At 69.9% G+C, this 19,617-nt stretch carries 21 protein-coding genes; 8 read left to right on the top strand and 13 right to left on the bottom strand.

Features of this window, described 5'->3' with window-relative positions:
- Nucleotides 1–220: 220 nt before the first annotated feature.
- A complete protein-coding gene (serB, locus tag OG700_RS31435) occupies nucleotides 221–1,450 on the top strand; it encodes a phosphoserine phosphatase SerB (protein WP_405619487.1) in 1,230 nt (409 codons plus the stop codon).
- Between the two features lie 169 nt (nucleotides 1,451–1,619).
- Here serB and OG700_RS31430 read toward each other — a convergent pair whose 3' ends face one another.
- From OG700_RS31430 to OG700_RS31415, 4 genes are all read right to left on the bottom strand, one after another.
- Nucleotides 1,620–2,138, bottom strand: coding sequence for a SixA phosphatase family protein (locus OG700_RS31430; protein WP_405619485.1), 519 nt, complete (start codon nucleotides 2,136–2,138; stop codon nucleotides 1,620–1,622).
- 65 nt (nucleotides 2,139–2,203) lie between these two features.
- Nucleotides 2,204–2,410, bottom strand: a complete 207-nt coding sequence (locus OG700_RS31425; protein WP_405619483.1) for a hypothetical protein — start codon at nucleotides 2,408–2,410, stop codon at nucleotides 2,204–2,206.
- A 266-nt stretch (nucleotides 2,411–2,676) separates the two neighbouring features.
- Nucleotides 2,677–2,793, bottom strand: a complete 117-nt coding sequence (locus OG700_RS31420; RefSeq protein WP_405619481.1) for an SGM_5486 family transporter-associated protein — start codon at nucleotides 2,791–2,793, stop codon at nucleotides 2,677–2,679.
- A 17-nt stretch (nucleotides 2,794–2,810) separates the two neighbouring features.
- Nucleotides 2,811–4,103, bottom strand: coding sequence for a CynX/NimT family MFS transporter (locus OG700_RS31415; RefSeq protein WP_405619479.1), 1,293 nt, complete (start codon nucleotides 4,101–4,103; stop codon nucleotides 2,811–2,813).
- A gap of 86 nt (nucleotides 4,104–4,189) precedes the next feature.
- Between OG700_RS31415 and OG700_RS31410 the strand changes: the two genes are divergently transcribed.
- Nucleotides 4,190–4,900 carry a FadR/GntR family transcriptional regulator gene (locus OG700_RS31410; RefSeq protein ID WP_405619477.1) on the top strand — a complete coding sequence of 237 codons (711 nt, stop codon included), beginning with the start codon at nucleotides 4,190–4,192 and terminating at the stop codon, nucleotides 4,898–4,900.
- Here OG700_RS31410 and OG700_RS31405 read toward each other — a convergent pair.
- The 3 genes from OG700_RS31405 to fabG form a co-directional block, all read right to left on the bottom strand.
- Nucleotides 4,875–5,210 (bottom strand): hypothetical protein, encoded by a 336-nt coding sequence (locus OG700_RS31405; protein WP_405622113.1) that lies wholly within the window; start codon nucleotides 5,208–5,210, stop codon nucleotides 4,875–4,877. The two genes, OG700_RS31410 and OG700_RS31405, sit on opposite strands and share 26 nt — an antisense overlap.
- 286 nt (nucleotides 5,211–5,496) lie before the next feature.
- Nucleotides 5,497–6,267 carry an enoyl-ACP reductase FabI gene (gene fabI, locus OG700_RS31400; RefSeq protein ID WP_405619475.1) on the bottom strand — a complete coding sequence of 257 codons (771 nt, stop codon included), beginning with the start codon at nucleotides 6,265–6,267 and terminating at the stop codon, nucleotides 5,497–5,499.
- A 4-nt stretch (nucleotides 6,268–6,271) separates the two neighbouring features.
- A complete protein-coding gene (fabG, locus tag OG700_RS31395; protein ID WP_405619473.1) occupies nucleotides 6,272–6,991 on the bottom strand; it encodes a 3-oxoacyl-[acyl-carrier-protein] reductase in 720 nt (239 codons plus the stop codon).
- A gap of 190 nt (nucleotides 6,992–7,181) precedes the next feature.
- On the opposite strand from fabG, the gene OG700_RS31390 reads away from it, so the two are divergent.
- The 3 genes from OG700_RS31390 (at nucleotide 7,182) to tyrS (ending at nucleotide 11,443) form a co-directional block, all read left to right on the top strand.
- Nucleotides 7,182–8,705: a TldD/PmbA family protein gene (locus OG700_RS31390; protein ID WP_405619471.1), complete on the top strand. Its 1,524-nt coding sequence runs from the start codon at nucleotides 7,182–7,184 to the stop codon at nucleotides 8,703–8,705.
- Nucleotides 8,702–10,099 (top strand): metallopeptidase TldD-related protein, encoded by a 1,398-nt coding sequence (locus tag OG700_RS31385; RefSeq protein ID WP_405619469.1) that lies wholly within the window; start codon nucleotides 8,702–8,704, stop codon nucleotides 10,097–10,099. The genes OG700_RS31390 and OG700_RS31385 overlap by 4 nt, the downstream gene beginning before the upstream one ends.
- Before the next feature lie 66 nt (nucleotides 10,100–10,165).
- Entirely contained in the window at nucleotides 10,166–11,443 is a 1,278-nt protein-coding gene (gene tyrS / locus OG700_RS31380; RefSeq protein WP_405619467.1) for a tyrosine--tRNA ligase, read from the top strand.
- A 93-nt stretch (nucleotides 11,444–11,536) separates the two neighbouring features.
- Here tyrS and OG700_RS31375 read toward each other — a convergent pair whose 3' ends face one another.
- Nucleotides 11,537–11,821 (bottom strand): GlsB/YeaQ/YmgE family stress response membrane protein, encoded by a 285-nt coding sequence (locus OG700_RS31375; RefSeq protein ID WP_405619465.1) that lies wholly within the window; start codon nucleotides 11,819–11,821, stop codon nucleotides 11,537–11,539.
- A gap of 215 nt (nucleotides 11,822–12,036) precedes the next feature.
- On the opposite strand from OG700_RS31375, the gene OG700_RS31370 reads away from it, so the two are divergent.
- Both OG700_RS31370 and OG700_RS31365 read left to right on the top strand, forming a co-directional pair.
- Nucleotides 12,037–12,411 (top strand): DUF3099 domain-containing protein, encoded by a 375-nt coding sequence (locus OG700_RS31370; RefSeq protein ID WP_405619463.1) that lies wholly within the window; start codon nucleotides 12,037–12,039, stop codon nucleotides 12,409–12,411.
- Between the two features lie 242 nt (nucleotides 12,412–12,653).
- Nucleotides 12,654–12,911: a hypothetical protein gene (locus OG700_RS31365; RefSeq protein WP_405619461.1), complete on the top strand. Its 258-nt coding sequence runs from the start codon at nucleotides 12,654–12,656 to the stop codon at nucleotides 12,909–12,911.
- On the opposite strand, the gene moaA is transcribed toward OG700_RS31365, so the two are convergent.
- The 3 genes from moaA to OG700_RS31350 all read right to left on the bottom strand — a co-directional run bounded on the left by moaA (nucleotide 12,894) and on the right by OG700_RS31350 (nucleotide 16,097).
- Entirely contained in the window at nucleotides 12,894–13,883 is a 990-nt protein-coding gene (gene moaA, locus OG700_RS31360; RefSeq protein WP_405619459.1) for a GTP 3',8-cyclase MoaA, read from the bottom strand. The two genes, OG700_RS31365 and moaA, sit on opposite strands and share 18 nt — an antisense overlap.
- 199 nt (nucleotides 13,884–14,082) lie before the next feature.
- Complete coding sequence (locus OG700_RS31355) at nucleotides 14,083–15,729, bottom strand: cation acetate symporter (protein WP_405619457.1); 1,647 nt, start codon at nucleotides 15,727–15,729, stop codon at nucleotides 14,083–14,085.
- The gene (locus tag OG700_RS31350; RefSeq protein WP_405619455.1) at nucleotides 15,726–16,097 is read right to left on the bottom strand and encodes a DUF485 domain-containing protein; all 372 of its coding nucleotides are present in this window, start codon (nucleotides 16,095–16,097) and stop codon (nucleotides 15,726–15,728) included. Before OG700_RS31350 ends, OG700_RS31355 begins: the two co-directional genes overlap by 4 nt.
- Before the next feature lie 235 nt (nucleotides 16,098–16,332).
- Here OG700_RS31350 and OG700_RS31345 point away from each other — a divergent pair, with 235 nt between their 5' ends.
- Entirely contained in the window at nucleotides 16,333–17,865 is a 1,533-nt protein-coding gene (locus OG700_RS31345; protein ID WP_405619453.1) for a S8 family peptidase, read from the top strand.
- A 54-nt stretch (nucleotides 17,866–17,919) separates the two neighbouring features.
- Here OG700_RS31345 and OG700_RS31340 read toward each other — a convergent pair whose 3' ends face one another.
- Complete coding sequence (locus OG700_RS31340; RefSeq protein WP_405622111.1) at nucleotides 17,920–18,597, bottom strand: lysoplasmalogenase; 678 nt, start codon at nucleotides 18,595–18,597, stop codon at nucleotides 17,920–17,922.
- A 44-nt stretch (nucleotides 18,598–18,641) separates the two neighbouring features.
- Complete coding sequence (locus OG700_RS31335; RefSeq protein ID WP_405619451.1) at nucleotides 18,642–19,475, bottom strand: sterol desaturase family protein; 834 nt, start codon at nucleotides 19,473–19,475, stop codon at nucleotides 18,642–18,644.
- Between the last annotated feature and the right edge of the window lie 142 nt (nucleotides 19,476–19,617).

The raw sequence follows: 19,617 nt of genomic DNA, 5'->3' as shown, positions 1-19,617 counted from the left end.
TCAGGAAAGGGGCTAAAACGCCGTTCACGGCGCGCCGAAACGTTAGTGAACAGCCTCAAACCCCACAAGAAGGGCGCGATTCGGCGAAATGTCCGGCGCGGTGTCCGGGGTCCCCGGCAGACGTGTCCGGCGTACGTGTCCGGGGGTCCCCGGCAGGCATGTCCGCTACCCGGGGCGCCGGATCGCCCCACGCGCCCCGCCCGATACGGTGGGCATCACCATGAGCGCATCGCAGCCCCGTCAGACCGCTGACGCCGCCCCCACGCTTCTCGTCAAGATCTTCGGGAAGGACCGCCCCGGGATCACCGCCGGCCTCTTCGACACCCTCGCCGCCTACTCGCTCGACGTCATAGACATCGAGCAGGTCGTCACCCGTGGCCGTATCGTCCTGTGCGCGCTCGTCACCTCGCCCGCCGACGGCGGCACCGAGGGCGAACTGCGCGCGACCGTGCACAGCTGGGCCGAGTCCCTGAAACTCCAGGCCGAGATCATCTCCGGGACCGGCGACAATCGGCCGCGTGGCAGCGGCCGTTCCCATGTCACCGTGCTCGGACATCCGCTGTCCGCCGAGTCGACGGCGGCCATCGCCGCCCGTATCACCTCGACCGGCGGGAACATCGACCGTATCTTCCGGCTGGCGAAGTACCCGGTCACCGCCGTGGAGTTCGCGGTGTCGGGCACGGAGACCGGACCGCTGCGCACGGCGCTGGCGACCGAGGCCGCCGAGATCGGGGTGGACGTGGCCGTCGTCTCGGCCGGGCTGCACCACCGGGCGCAGCGGCTGGTCGTCATGGACGTGGACTCGACGCTCATCCAGGACGAGGTCATCGAACTGTTCGCCGCGCACGCGGGCTGCGAGGAGCAGGTCGCCGAGGTGACGGCCAGGGCGATGGCCGGCGAGCTGGACTTCGAGCAGTCGCTGCACGCGCGGGTGGCGCTGCTCGCCGGGCTCGACGCGTCGGTGGTGGAGAAGGTACGCGCGGAGGTACGGCTCACGCCCGGCGCCCGCACCCTGATCCGTACGCTGAAGCGGCTCGGGTACCAAGTGGGCGTCGTCTCCGGCGGGTTCACCCAGGTGACCGACGGGCTGAAGGACCAGCTCGGGCTGGACTTCGCCTCGGCGAACACGCTGGAGATCGTGGACGGGAAGCTCACCGGGCGCGTCGTGGGCGAGATCGTCGACCGGGCGGGCAAGGCCAGGCTGCTGCGCCGGTTCGCCGCCGAGGCCGGGGTGCCGCTGTCGCAGACCGTGGCGATCGGTGACGGCGCGAACGATCTCGACATGCTGAACGCGGCGGGGCTGGGGGTCGCGTTCAACGCGAAGCCGGTGGTCCGCAGGGCGGCGCACACGGCGGTGAACGTGCCGTTCCTGGACACGGTGCTCTATCTGCTGGGCATCACGCGCGAAGAGGTCGAAGAGGTGGAGGCGGCGGAAGTCCCGTCCACCTGACTCCGTTCACCTGAGTCCGTCCATCTGACTCCGTCCGTCCGAGTCCGTCCGCCTGGACGACCCGACGAGAAGCCCCGGCACGCAGACCGTGCCGGGGCTTCGTCCGTAAGGGAGTTGAAGGAATTCGAAGGGAGTCGAGGCGGCGGCTGGGGGACGGGGACGGACTCCGTCAGTCGTGCGGGGCCCAGTATTCGAGCAGCGTCCCCACGTCGGGCTCCACGATCTTCCACGAGCCGGTGAAGCCGATGACGGCGAACGCCGAGGTCGGGAACGCGCTCGCGGTCAGCCGGCCCAGGGCGTCACCCTCGGCGCGGGCCGAGAGGGAGTCGGCGAGTGCGTGCATACCGGGGTTGTGGCCGATCAGCAGGAGGTCCTTCACCTCGTCCGGCGTCTCGGTGAGCAGCGCCAGGAGATCGCCGAGCGTGGCGTCGTACAACCGGTCCTCATACACGGTCCTGGGCCGCTGCGGCAGTTCGTGCACCGCCAGTTTCCAGGTCTCGCGCGTGCGGGCCGCCGTCGAACAGAGAGCCAGGTCGAAGGCGATACCGGTCTCCGCGAGCCGGCGGCCGGCCACCGGGGCGTCCGCGCGGCCTCGCTCGGCGAGCGGCCTCTCGTGGTCGGCCACCTCGGGCCAGTCGGCCTTCGCGTGCCGGAGTAGGACAATCCTGCGGGGTGTTTCGACGCTCATGCATCCCAGCTTCGCACGAAATGCGCCGTCAGGCGCGGGGTGTTGGAGCCCTCGCCCGCCACGGATTACCTGGCGAGGGTCTGCTGGATCTGCTGCACCACCCGGCCGACGCCCGGGTCACCCGCGGCGGCGTTGGCCTGCCCGGAACCGGTCATCAGCAGCAGCAGCGCGGCGAACGCGATCGCGGGGAGCGCGATGGCCCACCAGGGAAGACGGATCTCGACACTGTCGGGGGACGAGCGGTGGGACCGGGTGTGCGTAGGGGCCGACATGGCCGCCTCCGTAGGTCTGCGGTTGAGGTACCTCAAAACTACGGATCAACCGCCCCGGCTCCCATCCGGTGAACTACCCACTTGACCCTGACCCTGGCCCCCTAGGGGGAGGTGATGCTGGCACCACCCCGGCCGCCCTTCGGCACTCTCGGGCGAGCGAACCGAAGGGGGCGCCGCTGTCGGCTGAGCACGGTCTCCCATCGACACCGACAGAGGCTCCACGCGCCCGGAGGCGAACGGAGCCCCAAAAAAAGAGGGATCAGGGATCAGGGCGAGGCGATCGAGGCGATGACGGCGATCACGACCATGAGGCCGATGATCGTGCCGAACATCAGCAGCAGTTTCTTCTGGCCGTTCTGGGGATTCGGGTCAAGGACTGGCATGCGCCCAGTTTCTCATCTCAGCATTCGTCCTCGATCGTCCGGTCCCGGCCCGCGACGACCCCCAGCACGATCTGCGGCACCATCAGCCCGCCCATCAGCATGATCGGCAGCTCCCAGCCGCCACTGTGCTGGTAGAGCACGCCCACCAGCAGCGGCCCCGGAATGGAGATCAGGTAGCCGGTGCTCTGCGCGAAGGCGGACAGCCGTACGACTCCGGGGCCGGTCCTCGCGCGCATGCCGATCATCGTGAGCGCCAGCGGGAAGGCGCAGTTGGAGACGCCCAGCAGCACCGCCCACACCCAGGCCCCGGCGGCGGGCGCGAGGAAGAGCCCCGCGTATCCGGTCAGGCCGCAGGCGCCGAGGGCGATGACGATCGGGCCCTGGTTCTTCATCCGGGTGGCCAGTCGCGGGATCACGAAGGCCAGCGGGACGCCCATCACCATCGTGACGGCGAGCAGCAGCCCCGCCGTACCGGCCGAGACCCCCGCGTCGCGGAAGATCTGCGGCATCCAGCCCATGGTGATGTACGCGCCCGTGGCCTGGAGGCCGAAGAAGCAGCCGAGTGCCCAGGCGGTGCGGCTGCGGGCGATCCTCGGCGCCGGTGCCGCCGCCCGTTCCCGCCGCTGCCGTGCGGCGCCGCCCGCCCTGGTCGCGGCGCTCCTGCGGTCGCGTACGAGGAGCACGGCCCACGGCAGTACGGCGACGGCCGCCACCACGGCCCATATCCCGAGCCCCAGGCGCCAACTGCCGCCCAGCGCAGTGGTCATGGGGACGGTCGCGGCGGCGGCGACGGCCGTGCCGGCGGACAGCGACATCGAGTAGAGGCCGGTCATGGTGCCGACCCGGTCGGGGAAGTACCGCTTCACGATCACCGGCATCAGCACATTGCTGACGGCTATGCCCATCAGCGCGAGCCCGCTCGCGGCGAGGAAGGCGACGGTGCCGTTGGTGAAGGGGCGGATCAGCAGGCCGGCCGTAATGGCCACCATGCCGGCGCAGACGACCGCGCCGGGCCCGAAGCGGCGGGCCAGGCGCGGGGCGGTGACGCCGAAGACGGCGAAACAGAGCGCCGGGACGGAGGTCAGGACCCCGGCGACGCTGCCGCTCATGTGGAGTCCGGCGCGGATGTCTTCGAGCAGCGCGCCGAGGCTGGTGATGGCGGGGCGGAGGTTGACGGCGGCGAGGACGAGTCCCACGACGAGGAGCCGGGTCAGCCACACGGTCGTCCGGGGCGAAGGCGCGGGAGGATCGGCCGGCGCGGGCGAAACGTCCTCGCGGGGCGAGAGCGGGGCCGTGGTCTCGTCAAGCATGGAGCCATCATAGAATCATGGGATGATTGGTTGTCCAATCCAGCACTGAGAACCCAGCACTGAGAACACTGAGAACTTGGAGCACCATGGCCCTGACCTCTCCCCGGCGATCCGCGCTCTCCGATCAGGTGATCACCGAGCTGCGGAACCAGATCACGTCGGGCGAATGGCCGGTGGGCACACGCATCCCCACCGAGCCCGAGCTGGTCGAGCAGCTGGGGGTGGCCCGTAACACCGTCCGCGAGGCCGTGCGCGCGCTGGCGCACAACGGGCTCCTGGACATCCGGCAGGGCTCGGGCACCTATGTCGTCGCCACCAGCGAACTGGCCGGTGTGATGCACCGCCGGTTCGCCGACGCCGACGCCCGGCACATCGCGGAGGTGCGCTCCACCCTCGAAGCATCGGCGGCGCGGCTGGCGGCCGAGCGGCGTACGGAGCGGGACATGCGACAGCTGGAGACGCTGCTGGCGCGTCGCGAGGAGGCGTGGGGCGGCGGGGACGCCGAGCTGTTCGTGGCCGCCGACGCGACCCTGCATCTCGCGGTGGTCTCGGCCTCGCACAACGACGTGCTCACCGCGCTCTACGCGGACCTGAGCGATCTGATGCGCGACGGGCTGCGCGCCGACGTGGGGCGTGAGCTGCGGCCGGCGTTCCATCTGGACCACGCGCGGCTGGTGGCGGCGATCAGGGCCGGGGACGCGGAGACGGCGGGGACGGAGGCGGCGAGCCACGCGTTCAGCTGCCTCCGCAAGACAGTCCGAGAGGGCGGGCTCAGGGCGCGACGCGTGCGTGGCTGACCCAGGCCGATTCGACTTCCTTCCAGCAGCGTCCGGTGAGCTGGACGTACCCGGCGGGCGCGGCCTCGGCGGGGGCGCCGTCGGAGTCGACGTCCCACCAGCGCGCGCACTCTATGTGCAGCTGGACGCGGTCGGTTCCGGGGTACGGGTTGTGGCAGAACGCGGTCACCAGCGAGCCCTCGGTCGTCGTACGGCAGGAGGCCCCGAACGGGTCCCGTTCACGCTCGTCGCGGTCGCGGTCGTCCCGTTCACGCTCGTCGCGGTCGTCGTCGCCATCCGTCGCCACCCGCTCGGCCCCGACCCCGGTCATGTCCGCCACCGAGGCCCTGGCCACCGGGGGCGGCGGCTCGTCCCGTACGACGGCGGTGACGGCGAGGCCCGCCACGATCAGCACCGCCACCGTCAGTGAGGCGGCCACCTTGCGTGCCCTGCGGTACACAGCGACACCTCCTCCCCGATCAGTGTGCGGGGAGTCGTCGCGCTTCTCGACTCGGACGACCACGGACGGTGAGCGGTCACGCTCCGCGACGCGACGAAGCCGTGTGCCGCCCGCAGGCGGTCACGCGGCTTCCCGGATCCCGATCTTGTGTCTGCGGTCAGGCACCCATCATGTGGACGCCGCCGTCGACGTGCACGATCTCGCCCGTCGTCTTCGGGAAGAAGTCCGACAGCAGTCCGACGACGCCGCGGCCCGTCGGCTCCGCGTCGGCCAGGTCCCAGCCGATCGGCGCGCGGTGGTTCCACACGTCGGCCAGCTCCTCGAAGCCCGGAATGGACTTGGCGGCCATCGACTTCAGGGGCCCGGCCGAGATCAGGTTGCAGCGGATGTTCTTGGCGCCCAGGTCACGGGCGAGGTAGCGGTTGGTGGATTCGAGCGCCGCCTTGGCCACGCCCATCCAGTCGTACTTGGGCCAGGCGAACTGCGCGTCGAAGGTGATCCCGACGACCGAGCCGCCGCGCTCCATCAGGGGCAGACAGGCCATGGTCAGCGACTTGAGCGAGTACGCCGAGACGTGCATCGCCGTGCCGACGTCCTCCCACTCCGCCTCCAGGAAGTTGAAGACTCCCTGCGGGCCGAAGGCGATCGAGTGCACGACGCCGTCGAGGCTCGCGCCCTCGCCCTGGTGCTCCCGGATCCGGTCGGCGAGAGAGTCCAGGTGCTCCTGGTTGGCGACGTCCACCTCGATGACGGGGGCGGGCTTGGGCAGCCTCTTCGCGATGCGCTCGACGAGCGACAGCCGCCCGAAGCCGGTGAGGATGACGTCCGCGCCCTCTTCCTGCGCGACCTTGGCGACTTGGAAGGCGATGGAGGAGTCGGTGAGGACACCTGTGACGAGAATGCGCTTGCCAGCGAGGATTCCACTCATGTGATCAGTGACCCATGCCCAATCCGCCGTCAACGGGAATGACGGCTCCAGTGATGTACGCGGCCTCGTCCGAGGCGAGGAAGCGGACCGCCGCCGCGATCTCCTCGGGCTGTGCGTAACGGCCGAGGGGGACTTGGGCGACGATCTTCGCGCGCTGCTCGTCGGTGAGCACCTTGGTCATGTCGGTGTCGACGAAACCGGGCGCGACGACGTTGAAGGTGATGTTGCGCGAGCCGAGTTCACGGGCGAGCGAGCGGGCGAAGCCGACAAGCCCGGCCTTGGAGGCCGCGTAGTTCGCCTGGCCGGCCGAGCCGAGCAGGCCGACCACGGACGAGATGAGTACGACGCGTCCGCGCTTGGCGCGCAGCATGCCGCGGTTGGCGCGCTTGACGACACGGAAGGTGCCGGTGAGGTTGGTGTCGAGGACGGACGTGAAGTCCTCCTCGGACATCCGCATCAGCAGCTGATCCTTTGTCACACCGGCGTTGGCGACCAACACCTCCACAGGACCGTGGGTCTCCTCGATCTCCTTGTAGGCCTGCTCCACCTGCTCGGCGTCGGTGATGTCGCACCGGACGGCCAGGACGCCCGACTCCGTCAGGTCCTTGGGCGGTTCGCCCGTGCGGTAGGTGATGGCGACCTTGTCGCCGTTGCCGACGAAGGCCAGGGCAATGGCGAGGCCGATGCCCCGGTTTCCTCCGGTGACGAGAACCGAGCGGCTCAACGGAGCACCTTTCGTAGCTGTCTGGTACCTGGAAAACCTATCGGTCGATCCGCCGGTCCGTGGACTCGGGCATTGACAGCGCCTCGGGACAGTCGCTGTGGGGTCTCTACATAAACGCGCCGAAACCCCCTCCCGTGCCGCATGATTCACTGCGGACACCTTTACCCAGGCGTGTGAAAGGGAGGCCGACGTGCCCCATGAGGTAGATCAGTCGTTTCTGGCACTGCCGCTCAGGGCGCTCGCCGACGCGGCGCTCGCCAGGGCGCGTGCCCTCGGCGCCGATCACGCCGACTTCCGGTTCGAGCGCGTACGCAGCGCGGCCTGGCGGCTGCGGGACGCCAAGCCCGCCGGATCGTCGGACTCCACCGATGTCGGGTACGCGGTCCGGGTCGTGCACGGCGGCGCCTGGGGGTTCGCCGCCGGGGTCGATCTGACGATGGACGCGGCGGCGCGGGTCGCCGGACAGGCCGTGGCGATGGCCAAGTTGTCGGCGAAGGTGATCGCGGCGGCGGGTTCACACGAGCGTGTGGAGCTGGCCGACGAGCCGGTGCACGCGGAGAAGACCTGGGTGTCGGCGTACGACATCGACCCGTTCGAGGTACCCGACGAGGAGAAGAGTGGACTCCTCGCGGAGTGGAGCGCGCGGCTGCTGCGCGCGGAGGGCGTCGCGCATGTGGACGCCTCGCTGCTGACCGTCCACGAGAACAAGTTCTACGCGGACACCGCGGGCACCGTCACCACACAGCAGCGCGTCAGGCTGCACCCGCAGCTCTCGGCGGTCGCAGTGGACGGCGAGAGCGGCGAGTTCGACTCGATGCGCACGATCGCGCCGCCGGCCGGCCGGGGCTGGGAGTATCTGACGGGTACCGGCTGGGACTGGGATTCCGAGCTGGAGCGGATCCCGGAGCTGCTCGCGGAGAAGATGCGCGCGCCGAGCGTCGAGGCGGGGGCGTACGACCTGGTGGTCGACCCGTCGAACCTCTGGCTGACGATCCACGAGTCGATCGGGCACGCCACCGAGCTGGACCGGGCGCTCGGCTACGAGGCGGCGTACGCGGGCACGTCGTTCGCGACCTTCGACCAGCTGGGAAAGCTGGCGTACGGCTCCTCGATCATGAACGTGACGGGCGACCGGACGGCGGAGCACGGGCTGGCGACGATCGGTTACGACGACGAGGGCGTCGAGGCCCAGTCGTGGGACCTGGTCAAGGGCGGCACGCTCGTCGGCTACCAGTTGGACCGGCGGATCGCGAAGCTCACCGGCTTCGACCGCTCCAACGGCTGCGCGTACGGCGACTCACCGGGCCATGTGCCGGTGCAGCGCATGGCGAACGTGTCGCTGAAGCCGGATCCGGGCGGGCTCGGCACGGAGGATCTGATCGGCGGTGTGGAGCGCGGGATCTATGTGGTCGGCGACCGTTCGTGGTCGATCGACATGCAGCGCCACAACTTCCAGTTCACCGGGCAGCGGTTCTTCCGGATCGAGAACGGCAAGCTGGCCGGGCAGTTGCGGGACGTCGCCTACCAGGCGACGACGACGGACTTCTGGGGCTCGATGGAGGCGGTCGGGGGACCGCAGACGTACGTACTGGGCGGCGCCTTCAACTGCGGCAAGGCCCAGCCGGGCCAGGTCGCGGCGGTCTCCCACGGCTGCCCGTCGGCGCTGTTCCGCGGTGTGAACATCCTCAACACGACTCAGGAGGCCGGACGATGAGCACGAGCAGCAGTGGCAAGCCGCACGAGATCGTCGAGCGGGCACTCGAACTGTCGACCGCCGACGGCTGCGTGGTCATCGCCGAGGAGCACTCGACCGCCAATCTGCGCTGGGCGGGCAACGCGCTGACGACGAACGGCCTGACCCGGGGCCGTACGCTCACCGTCATCGCGACCGTAGACGGCACGGAGGGTACGGCCTCCGGCGTGGTGTCGCGATCCGCCGTCACCGCCCACGAGCTGGAGCCGCTGGTGCGTGCCGCCGAGGCCGCCGCCCGTGGTGCGGGTCCCGCCGAGGACGCCCGGCCGCTCGTCGTGGCGGGTCCGGTGTCGAAGGACTTCACCGACGAGCCCGCCGAGACGACGTCCGCGGTCTTCGCGGACTTCGCGCCGGCGCTCGGCGAGTCCTTCGCGCGGGCCAGGGCCGGCGGCCGTGAGCTGTACGGCTTCGCGAACCACGAGCTGACGTCGACGTATCTGGGTACGTCCACGGGCGTACGGCTCCGGCACGACCAGCCCAACGGCACGCTGGAGCTGAACGCCAAGTCGCCCGACCGGTCGCGATCGGCCTGGGCGGGGCGGGCGACCCGCGACTTCGAGGATGTCGATCCGGCGGTGCTCGACGCGGACCTGGCCCGCCGCCTGGCCTGGGCGGAGCGCCGGATCGACCTGCCGGCGGGCCGCTACGAGACGCTGCTGCCGCCCACGGCGGTGGCCGATCTGCTGATCTACCAGCTGTGGTCGTCGTCCGCGCGGGACGCGGCCGAGGGCCGGACGGTCTTCTCCAGGCCGGGTGGTGGGACGCGGATCGGCGACACCCTCGCCGAGCTGCCGCTGACGCTGCGCGGCGACCCGAACGAACCGGGCCTGGAATCCGCGCCGTTCGTGATCGCGCACGCGTCGGGCGACGACGCGTCGGTGTTCGACAACGGCCTGCCGCTGACGGCGACCGACTGGATCCGGGACGGGAAGCTGGACCGGCTGTTCACCACCCGGCACAGCGCGGAGCTGACCGGGCTGCCGCTCGCGCCGCCGGTCGACAACCTGATCCTGGACGCCGGCGGTGAGCGCTCGCTTCAGGAGATGGTCGCCGACACCTCGCGGGGGCTGCTGCTGACCTGCCTGTGGTACATCCGCGAGGTCGACCCGGCGACGCTGCTGCTGACGGGGCTGACCCGGGACGGCGTCTACCTCGTGGAGAACGGCGAGGTGGTCGGCGAGGTGAACAACTTCCGCTTCAACGAGTCGCCGGTGGGCCTGCTGGGGCGGGCGTCGGAGGCGGGCCGGACGGAGAAGACGCTGCCGCGTGAGTGGGGCGACCACTTCACCCGGGCCGCGATGCCCGCGCTGCGGGTGCCGGATTTCAATATGAGCTCGGTCAGCCAGGGCGTATAACCTCGGGGGCGTTCCGTCGTCATGGACGCCGGACGACCCGCACTCATCGAAGGAGACGCGAGAAACGTGACGGATATCGTCGACGAGCTGAAGTGGCGTGGGCTGTTCGCCCAGTCCACTGACGAGGACGCTTTGCGCAAGGCGCTCGCGGACGGTCCCCTCACGTTCTATTGCGGATTCGACCCCACCGCGGCCAGCCTGCACGTGGGCCATCTCGTGCAGGTGCTGACCGTACGCAGGCTCCAGCAGGCCGGGCACCGGCCGCTGGCGCTGGTGGGCGGGGCCACCGGGCAGATCGGTGACCCGCGGCCGACCGCCGAGCGGACACTGAACGACCCGGAGACGGTGGCCGGCTGGGTGCTGCGGCTGCGGTCGCAGATCGAGCCGTTCCTCTCCTTCGACGGGCCGAACGCGGCCACCATGGTCAACAACCTGGACTGGACAGCGGGCCTGTCCGCGATCGAGTTCCTGCGGGACATCGGCAAGCACTTCCGCGTCAACAGGATGCTGACGAAGGACTCCATCGCCCGACGGCTGGAGTCCGAAGAGGGCATCAGCTACACCGAGTTCAGCTACCAGCTGCTCCAGAGCATGGACTTCCTGGAGCTGTACCGGCGGTACGGCTGTGTCCTCCAGCAGGGCGGCAGCGATCAGTGGGGAAATCTCACGGCCGGTCTCGACCTGATCCACCGCCTGGAGCCGGGCGCCGACGTGCACGCGCTGGCGACGCCGCTGATGACGAAGGCGGACGGCACCAAGTTCGGCAAGACGGAGGGCGGCGCGGTCTGGCTCGACCCGGAGATGACCACGCCGTACGCGTTCTACCAGTTCTGGCTGAACGTGGACGACCGCGACATCTCCGCGTACAGCCGCATCCTCAGCTTCCGCGGCCGCGAGGAGCTGACGGAGTTGGAGCGGGCCACGGCGGAGCGGCCGCAGGCCCGCGCGGCGCAGCGCGCGCTGGCCGAGGAGCTGACGACGCTGGTCCACGGCGCCGAGCAGTGCGCCGGTGTGGTCGCGGCGTCGAAGGCGCTGTTCGGCCAGGGCGAGCTGACCGGCCTTGACGCGGCGACGCTGGCGGCGGCCCTGTCCGAGGTGCCGCACGCGCGGGTGGCCGAGCTGGCGCCGATGGTGGATCTGCTGACGGAGGTCGGGCTGGCGCCGAGCAGGTCGGCGGCCCGGCGCACGGTGAAGGAGGGCGGGGCCTACGTGAACAACGTCAAGGTCACGGACGCCGAAGCCGTACCGGACGCCGGGGAGTTGCTGCACGGGCGCTGGCTGGTGCTGCGGCGCGGCAAGAAGAACCTCGCCGCGGTCGAGGTCACGACGGACGCGGCCTCCTGACCGTACGACGGAACAGCGGAACAGCGGAACAGCGGACAGCGCTACGGCCCGGTACGCGTGTGGCGTACCGGGCCGTACCGCTGCCGGGTCCGGTCATCTGGTCGTGGTGGTCCGTCTCCTGCCCCGGATCGACGACCAGAGCATGTCGCCCACTCCCACGACGAGGATGGCGCCGATCAGCTGGAGCACATGCCGTGTCCAGTCGATGCCCTTGGTGTCCGCGACTCCGAACCAGCCCGCGGCGGCGTTACCGAGGATGCTGCCCAGAATTCCGAACACGACCGTCAGCCACAGTGGGATCTGCTGCTTGCCGGGGATGATCGCTTTGGCGATCAGACCCAGCACCAGGCCCACGATGATTGCCCACAACCAACCCATGGTCGCCTCCTCGTGCGGCGCACTCTGCGCGTGTGCGCCCAGTCTGGGTGTGTCCGGTGTACGCCGCATGTCGAACAGGCCCGTACGTGGCACGGCGGGGGCGCGGTGCGCCGGTGTCGAGCGGTCCCCCCTCTCGTAGGCGGCGCACGGCGGGCGTACCGTTGGGCGGGTCCGGCACGGGGAGCGGCCGGCGAGGGAAACGGATGGTGGACGTGATGCGGAAGCAGCGCAGTGCCGAGGTCTTCCACATCACGGGAGCCAGGCGCGGGCTCGACGAGGACGTACGCGGCCGACAGCGGCGCTATGTGATCTCCATGCTGGTGCGCACCCTCGGGATCATCCTGGCCGTGGTGTTGTGGAATGTGGAGCGTTATGTGGCGATTGCCGGCCTCGTACTGGGCATTCTGCTGCCCTATGTGGCTGTCGTGATCGCCAACGGGGGCCGGGAGAACGCCCGTTCGCTGCCGACGGCCCAGCTCGCCCCGCAGGCCCGGCCGATGATCGCTCCCGCCCCGGTGGCCGGTGGAGCGGAATCCGGCGCGCGGTCGGCGAACTACGAACACCCCGCTCCCCCAGGCGGGCGGAGCTGAGCCGGGCGACTTCAAAGCTCAAGAAAAGCTCAGATCAATCATGAAGTTCCGGTGCACCTGACCCCGATACCCGTGACATACTTTGCAGGCGCTCCGCATCCCCCGTCGGAGCGACGGACCGACGCCGGGCAGCTCCCCCCGTGGCTGCTCGGCGTCGCCTTTTTCGGGGCGGCTTTCGGGGCGTTGTCTCCCAGGGCCGACGGGTGCCGGACCCGCTCCGGCCGCGTCCTAGGCTGGAGAACGTGGACCTCTTCGAATTTCCCGGCGCCGCTTCCGGTCCCGACGGACCCGTCTGTTCGGCCAAGGGCTGCCGCGTCGCCGCCGTGTGGGTGCTGGCCTGGAACAACCCCAAGCTGCACACCCCCGAGCGCCGTAAGACCTGGCTGGCCTGCGACGAGCACCGTGAGCACCTGTCGTCGTTCCTCGGTGTGCGCGGTTTCCTCAAGGATGTGGTCCCCCTTTCCGTGTGGGAGCGGGAGCACTCAGCCACCGATGGCTGACATGGGCCGGTCGGGCTGGAGGAACGCCGGGTCGTCCAGGCCGGAGCCCGCCTTCTTGCCCCACATCGCCAGCTTCCAGAGTGTCGCGACGTCCTCGTCGGTGGCGTCCGAGCGCAGGGCCGCGCGCAGGTCGGTCTCCTCGCGGGCGAACAGGCAGGTGCGCACCTGCCCGTCGGCGGTGAGCCTGGTGCGGTCGCAGGCCGAACAGAACGGGCGGGTGACGGAGGCGATGACGCCGACCCGGTGCGGTCCGCCGTCCACGATCCAGCGCTCGGCCGGGGCGGACCCGCGCTCCTCGCCGCCTTCCCCGGTGAGTGTGAAGCGGGTGCTCAGCGACTGGAGGATGTCACCGGCGGTGATCATTCCGTCGCGCTTCCAGCCGTGCTGGGCGTCGAGCGGCATCTGCTCGATGAAGCGCAGCTCGTAGCCGTTCTCCACGGCCCAGGCGAGCAGCTCGGGGGCCTCGTCGCCGTTGAGCCCCGGCATCAGCACGGTGTTGACCTTGACGGGGGTGAGTCCCGCCTCGCGGGCGGCGGCCAGGCCGTCGAGCACGTCCTGGTGGCGGTCGCGCCTGGTGAGGGTCTTGAAGACATCGCGGCGCAGGGTGTCGAGCGAGACGTTGACGCGGTTGAGGCCGGCGGTCTTGAGCGCCGCGGCGGTGCGCTTCAGCCCGATGCCGTTGGTCGTCAGTGACATCTTGGGGCGGGGGGCGAGGGCCGCGCACCGCTCGACTATCCCGACGAGACCGGGCCGCAACAGCGGCTCACCGCCGGTGAAGCGGACGTCGCGGACGCCGAGGCGGGTCACCGCGATGTCGACGAGTCTGACGATTTCGTCGTCCGTGAGGAGGTCGGGCTTCGCGAGCCACTGAAGGCCCTCTTCCGGCATGCAGTACGTACACCGGAGATTGCACTTGTCGGTGAGCGAGACCCGCAGGTCGGTGGCCACGCGGCCGTAAGTGTCGATGAGCACTCTGGAGCCCCCTTCCCTCGTGGTGCCTCTTGTCCCTCCGGGCGCCGGCTGGCCCAGCGTGCTTGGCGCGTCCGGTGTTCCGAGCCTACGGCAGACCTCTGACAACGGCGGGGGCCGTTTGCCACGAGGAGCGGCGTGGCCGCGTCGTAGGACTCTACGACGCGGCCACGTCAAAGGCGCTCGCCCCGGTGGAAACCGATCAGTGGGCTCCGGTGCCGGTGAGCGACTTGACCTCCAGTTCGGCGTACTTCTTGACGTCCGGCTCCTCCTTGGAGAGGACCGACCCGAGCCAGCCGAGCAGGAAGCCCAGCGGGATCGAGATCAGGCCCGGGTTCTCCAGCGGGAAGAAGGCGAAGTCCACGCCCGGGAACATCGAGCTGGGCTTGCTGGAGACGACCGGGGAGAACAGCACCAGCAGGACGGACGAGGCCAGACCGCCGTAGATCGACCAGAGCGCGCCGACCGTGGTGAACCTCTTCCAGAAGAGGCTGTACAGGAGGGTCGGCAGGTTGGCGGACGCGGCGACCGCGAAGGCGAGGGCCACCAGACCGGCGACGTTCAGATCGCGGGCGAGGGCGCCGAGCGCGATGGAGACGATGCCGATGGCGACGGTCGCGTAGCGCGCGGCGCGTACCTCCTCTTTCTCGGTGGCCTTGCCGCGGCGGATGACGTTGGCGTAGATGTCGTGCGCGAACGACGACGAGGACGCCAGCGTCAGACCGGCCACGACCGCGAGGATGGTGGCGAAGGCGACCGCGGAGATGACGGCGAGCAGGATGGCGCCGCCGGTGGAGTCCCCGCCACCGCCGATCTCCATCGCGAGCAGTGGCGCGGCCGTGTTGCCCGCCGGGTTGGAATCGGTGATCTCCTTCGGGGTGAGCAGCGCCGCTGCGCCGAAGCCCAGGGCGATGGTCATCAGGTAGAAGCCGCCGATGATGCCGATGGCCCAGTTGACGGACTTACGGGCGGCCTTGGCCGTGGGCACGGTGTAGAAGCGGATCAGGATGTGCGGCAGTCCGGCGGTGCCGAGGACGAGCGCGATGCCAAGGGAGATGAAGTCGAGCTTCGAGGTCTCCGTGAGGCCGTACTTGAGTCCGGGCTCCAGGAAGGCCGAGCCCTTGCCGCTGTTGGAGGCGGCGGTGCCGAGCAGGTCGGAGACGTTGAAGTTGAACTTGAGCAGTACCAGGAAGGTGATGAGAAGGGTGCCCGCGATGAGCAGGACGGCCTTGACCATCTGGACCCAGGTGGTGCCCTTCATGCCGCCGATGGTGACGTACACGATCATCAGGATGCCGACCAGGGCGACGATCAGGATCTTGCCCGCGTCGCTGGTGATGCCGAGCAGCAGGGAGACGAGCACCCCCGCTCCGGCCATCTGGGCGAGCAGGTAGAAGATCGAGACGACGATGGTGGAGGCGCCCGCCGCCGTACGGACGGGGCGCTGGCGCATCCGGTAGGCGAGTACGTCGCCCATGGTGTAGCGGCCGGAGTTGCGCAGCGGTTCGGCGACGAGCAGCAGCGCGACGAGCCAGGCGACGAGGAAGCCGATGGAGTACAGGAACCCGTCGTATCCGAACAGGGCGATGGCGCCGGCGATACCGAGGAACGAGGCGGCGGACATGTAGTCGCCGGAGACCGCGAGTCCGTTCTGGAAGGCGGTGAACTGCCGTCCGCCCGCGTAGAAGTCGGCGGCGCTCTTGGTCTGCCGGCCGGCCCACACGGTGATGACGAGGGTCGCGACGACGAACAGGGCGAAGAGCGTGATGATCAGCGGCCGGTGCTCGCTGGCGTCGGAGTTGGCGAGCTGGATTCCCGCGGCCTCGCTCAGCTGGATGGTCGGGCTCACAGGTCGGCCTCCATACGGGACTTGATCGCCGCGCCCTTGGGGTCGAGCTTCCGCGATGCGAACTTCGAGTAGAACCAGGCGATGAGGAACGTGGTGAGGAACTGACCGAGCCCGAAGACGAAGGCGACGTTGATGTTGCCGAAGAGCTTGGTGCCCATGAAGCCGCCGGCGTAGTTGGACAGCAGGACGTACAGCAGGTACCAGGCGATGAAGGCGATGGTCAGGGGGAAGGCGAAGGAGCGGTACGTACGGCGCAGTTCACCGAATTCGGCGCTCTCCTGGACCTCGACGAACTGGGCTGTCGTGGGCTGTGCGGGGGTACTGGTGTCCGATTCGCCCTTGGGCGGCGGCGGTCCATCGGTAGCCACGGAATCTCCTCGTGACGCGAGTGCGGTAGGGGTGGTCGGTGGGGGCGCTGACTGGGGGTGATGTAGATCCACCCCCTGACAACGGCACGGAGAGCGCGGCGAAGTGGTTCAACACCGGCGTTTTTCTGGCCGAAATCATTGATGAGCAGGGATGATCAGCGATAGCTTCGCTCGTCATGTACCCGTCCATGCGCAGTGGGCGCAGGGGCGGCCTCACGGATGATGTGGAGAACCCATGGCTCATCTGAGATCCAGACGGCGGCGCGCACTGGCTCTGCCTGTCGGTCTGGCGCTCATCGCCTCGCTCGGCTTCCTGCCGACCGGGGCGGCATCGGCGGCGCCGGTCGACGACGTCGCCGCCGCTGTCTCGACGGACGGCCCGAAGCTGTCGTACGTCGTGAACACCAACGGCGGGCACTCCACCGTCAAATCGGTGAAGCAGGCCATCGCCAAGGCCGGCGGGACAGTGGTGATCGCCTATGACCAGATAGGTGTCATCGTCGTCCACTCGCAGAACCCGGAGTTCGGGGAGACGATCCGCGAGGTGCGGGGCGTCGCTTCGGCGGGCGCCACCCGTACGAAGCCGATGGCGGCCCAGACCACCACGGACATCGAGGCCGAACAGCCGCTGCCCGCCAAGGAGGCGAAGGCCGCCGCGGCGAAGGCGTCCGACGACCAGGACGCGCTGGAGCCTCTTCAGTGGGACCTGCCGGCCATCAAGGCCGACAAGGCGCACAAGAAGTCACTCGGCAGCGGCAAGGTCACGGTCGGTGTGATCGACACGGGTGTCGACGACACCCACCCCGACCTCGCGCCGAACTTCGACCGCCGCGCGTCGGTCAGCTGTGTGGGCGGTACGCCCGACACGGCGGACGGCGCCTGGCGTCCCGGCCCCGGGGAGAGTGACCACGGCACGCACGTCGCGGGCACGATCGCCGCGGCCAAGAACGGCACCGGTGTCACGGGTGTCGCTCCGGGCGTGAAGGTCTCCGGCATCAAGGTGTCGCAGCCCGACGGCTTCTTCTACACGGAGGCCGTCGTCTGCGGCTTCGTGTGGGCCGCCGAGCACGGCGTCGATGTGACGAACAACAGCTATTACACGGACCCGTGGCTGTTCAACTGCGCGGACGACCCGGACCAGAAGGCCCTGGCCGACGCCGTCACGCGGGCGACCCGGTACGCCGAGGGCAAGGGCGTCGTGAATGTCGCCGCCGCCGGCAACTCCGACATGGATCTGGCCGCCGACGAGCTGACGGACGGCTCAAGTCCGAACGACACCACTCCCGGCGACCGTGTGATCGACCCCGCCGAGTGCCTGGACATCCCGTCCCAGCTGCCGGGTGTCGTCACGGTCTCCGCGACCGGCGCGAAGAACCTGAAGGCGTCGTACTCCAACTACGGCCTCGGGGTCGTCGACATCGCCGCTCCCGGCGGCGACCGGACGGCGTACCAGCCGCCGGAGGCGCCCGCCGTCAACGGTCTGATCCTGAGCACGCTGCCCGGTGGCGGCTTCGGCTACAAGGGCGGTACGTCGATGGCCTCCCCGCACGCGGCGGGTGTCGCGGCGCTGATCAAGTCGACCCACCCGTACGCCTCGCCGTGGCTGGTCAAGACGTTGCTGACCGTCCAGGCCGACGCGGCGTCGTGCACCAACCCGTACGACATCGACGGTGACGGCACCGTCGACGCGGTGTGCGAGGGCGGCAAGCACAAGAACGGCTTCTACGGAGCCGGCGTGATCGACGCGCTGGACGCCGTCCGCCGGTAACGGCGTTGTGAGCGAATGAGAGGGGTGAGCGGGCCGTCCGACCGGGCGGCCCGCTCACTCGTGTCCGGGGCCGGGCCGCCGGGCCGCCCTCAGGACCCCGGCCGTCAGCAGGGCCTGTGCCGCGAGGTAGGTCAGCATGATCCACAGATCGACGGCCGGTGGCCGCGGCCACTCGGCGACCCCGGTGGCGATGAGCGTGTCGGAGACCAGGAAGAACGCGCCGCCCGCGCCGGCGAGCACGCCCAGGCCGCTCGCCCGGTAGGCCATGGCGGCCAGCAGGAGGCTGTACACGGCGACGGGGACGCGAAGTTCGGCCGGGAGGTCCGGCCAGAGCGGAACGAGCGTCAGGGCGAGCAGGAGGCCGTATCCCGCCGCGAGGGCGAGGGCGCGGCGCGTGCGGCGGCGGGCGAACAGCGCCAGGTAGCAGAGGTGGCCGGCGGCGAAGCAGCCCATGCCGGCGAGGAACGCCCCGTCGGCCGACGAGAGCAGGAAGACATCGCCGCCCCAGCCGAAGAGCAGGGCGGCGACCAGCGTCCGCGGGCCGCCCCGGGCGGCGGCGTACGTGGCGAGCAGCGGCATCAGCAGGGGCTTGGCGAGGAGTTGGCCGGTCCGTGAGTCGGCGGCGACCGACACCAGCTCGCCGAGTGCGGCGAGCGCGAAGGCCACCAGGAGCGCCTTCGCGAGCCGCCCGCTCCCCCGGACACCCGCCGGGACACCCGCCCGGCCGCTCACCGAAGCGTCCACCTGTCCGTCCACCCGGCCGCTCACCCGGCCGCTCACTCGGGCTGCCAGCCGGGTCCCCGGAAGACCCGTCCGGCCCGTTCGCGCCAGTCGCGTGCCGCCCCTACGTCGCGGGCGATGGCGGCGTACTCGTGGGTGGCGACGCGCAGCGGGTTGTAGGTCTCTATGTTCTTCGTCAGCCCGAAGACGGGCCGCTCGGTCTCCGCCGCGAAGGAGCCGAAGAGGCGGTCCCAGACAATCAGGATCCCGCCGAAGTTGCGGTCCAGGTAGCCGCCTTGGGAGGCGTGGTGCACCCGGTGGTGGGAGGGCGTGTTCAGTACGTACTCGAAGGGCCGGGGCAGCTTGTCGATCCGCTCCGTATGCACCCAGAACTGGTAGACGAGGTTGGCCGACGAGCAGAAGGCGAGTGCCGCCGGGTGCGCCCCCAGCAGGATGAACGGGAGGTAGAACGGCCAGACGGTGAGCGAGGTCCAGGGCTGGCGCAGCGCGGTGCTGAGGTTGAACTTCCGGCTGGAGTGGTGCACCACGTGGCAGGCCCACAGGATCCGGACGATGTGATGGCCCCGGTGGGACCAGTAGTAGAAGAAGTCCTGCGCGAGCAGCATCAGGGGGATCGTCCACCACAGGACGGGGACGCGCAGCGGCGTCAACTCGTAGGCCGCCGTGTAGACGGCCACGACGGGGATCTTCCACAGGAGGTCGAAGCCGAGGCTGCCGAGCCCCATGGAGAGGCTGGTGGCGGTGTCCTTGCCCGAGTACCCGGCGGCGTCCTCGTCGGGACGCAGCCGGGTGCTCACCACTTCCACCAGGGTGAGCAGGACGAACGCGGGGATCGACCACAGCACGACATCGGGCAGGTTCGGCGGCATGCCAGCACCGTAGGGCCGGGTGCGCGGCCCCGGCTAGATGTTGTTACTGACAAGTATATGAGACATCGCGTCAGCGGAATTTGGTGACTTCCACCAAGGGGTGATCCGGACGGTCCGTCAACGCCCGTACCGGGCGGGCGAG

The organism is Streptomyces sp. NBC_01508 (assembly GCF_045040315.1).
GTDB lineage: Bacteria > Actinomycetota > Actinomycetes > Streptomycetales > Streptomycetaceae > Streptomyces.
This window is presented reverse-complemented; position numbering and strand designations above follow the sequence as displayed.

What these genes read in the sequence shown, in the direction of transcription:
- OG700_RS31420 (WP_405619481.1), bottom strand. Translation starts at nt 2,793, where the DNA reads ATGCCAGTCCTTGACCCGAATCCCCAGAACGGCCAGAAGAAACTGCTG.
- fabI (WP_405619475.1), bottom strand. Translation starts at nt 6,267, where the DNA reads ATGAGTGGAATCCTCGCTGGCAAGCGCATTCTCGTCACAGGTGTCCTC.
- OG700_RS31410 (WP_405619477.1), top strand. Translation starts at nt 4,190, where the DNA reads ATGGCCCTGACCTCTCCCCGGCGATCCGCGCTCTCCGATCAGGTGATC.
- OG700_RS31370 (WP_405619463.1), top strand. Translation starts at nt 12,037, where the DNA reads ATGCGGAAGCAGCGCAGTGCCGAGGTCTTCCACATCACGGGAGCCAGG.
- OG700_RS31405 (WP_405622113.1), bottom strand. Translation starts at nt 5,210, where the DNA reads ATGACCGGGGTCGGGGCCGAGCGGGTGGCGACGGATGGCGACGACGAC.
- OG700_RS31375 (WP_405619465.1), bottom strand. Translation starts at nt 11,821, where the DNA reads ATGGGTTGGTTGTGGGCAATCATCGTGGGCCTGGTGCTGGGTCTGATC.
- OG700_RS31430 (WP_405619485.1), bottom strand. Translation starts at nt 2,138, where the DNA reads ATGAGCGTCGAAACACCCCGCAGGATTGTCCTACTCCGGCACGCGAAG.
- OG700_RS31425 (WP_405619483.1), bottom strand. Translation starts at nt 2,410, where the DNA reads ATGTCGGCCCCTACGCACACCCGGTCCCACCGCTCGTCCCCCGACAGT.
- OG700_RS31385 (WP_405619469.1), top strand. Translation starts at nt 8,702, where the DNA reads ATGAGCACGAGCAGCAGTGGCAAGCCGCACGAGATCGTCGAGCGGGCA.
- OG700_RS31335 (WP_405619451.1), bottom strand. Translation starts at nt 19,475, where the DNA reads ATGCCGCCGAACCTGCCCGATGTCGTGCTGTGGTCGATCCCCGCGTTC.
- OG700_RS31415 (WP_405619479.1), bottom strand. Translation starts at nt 4,103, where the DNA reads ATGCTTGACGAGACCACGGCCCCGCTCTCGCCCCGCGAGGACGTTTCG.
- OG700_RS31345 (WP_405619453.1), top strand. Translation starts at nt 16,333, where the DNA reads ATGGCTCATCTGAGATCCAGACGGCGGCGCGCACTGGCTCTGCCTGTC.
- serB (WP_405619487.1), top strand. Translation starts at nt 221, where the DNA reads ATGAGCGCATCGCAGCCCCGTCAGACCGCTGACGCCGCCCCCACGCTT.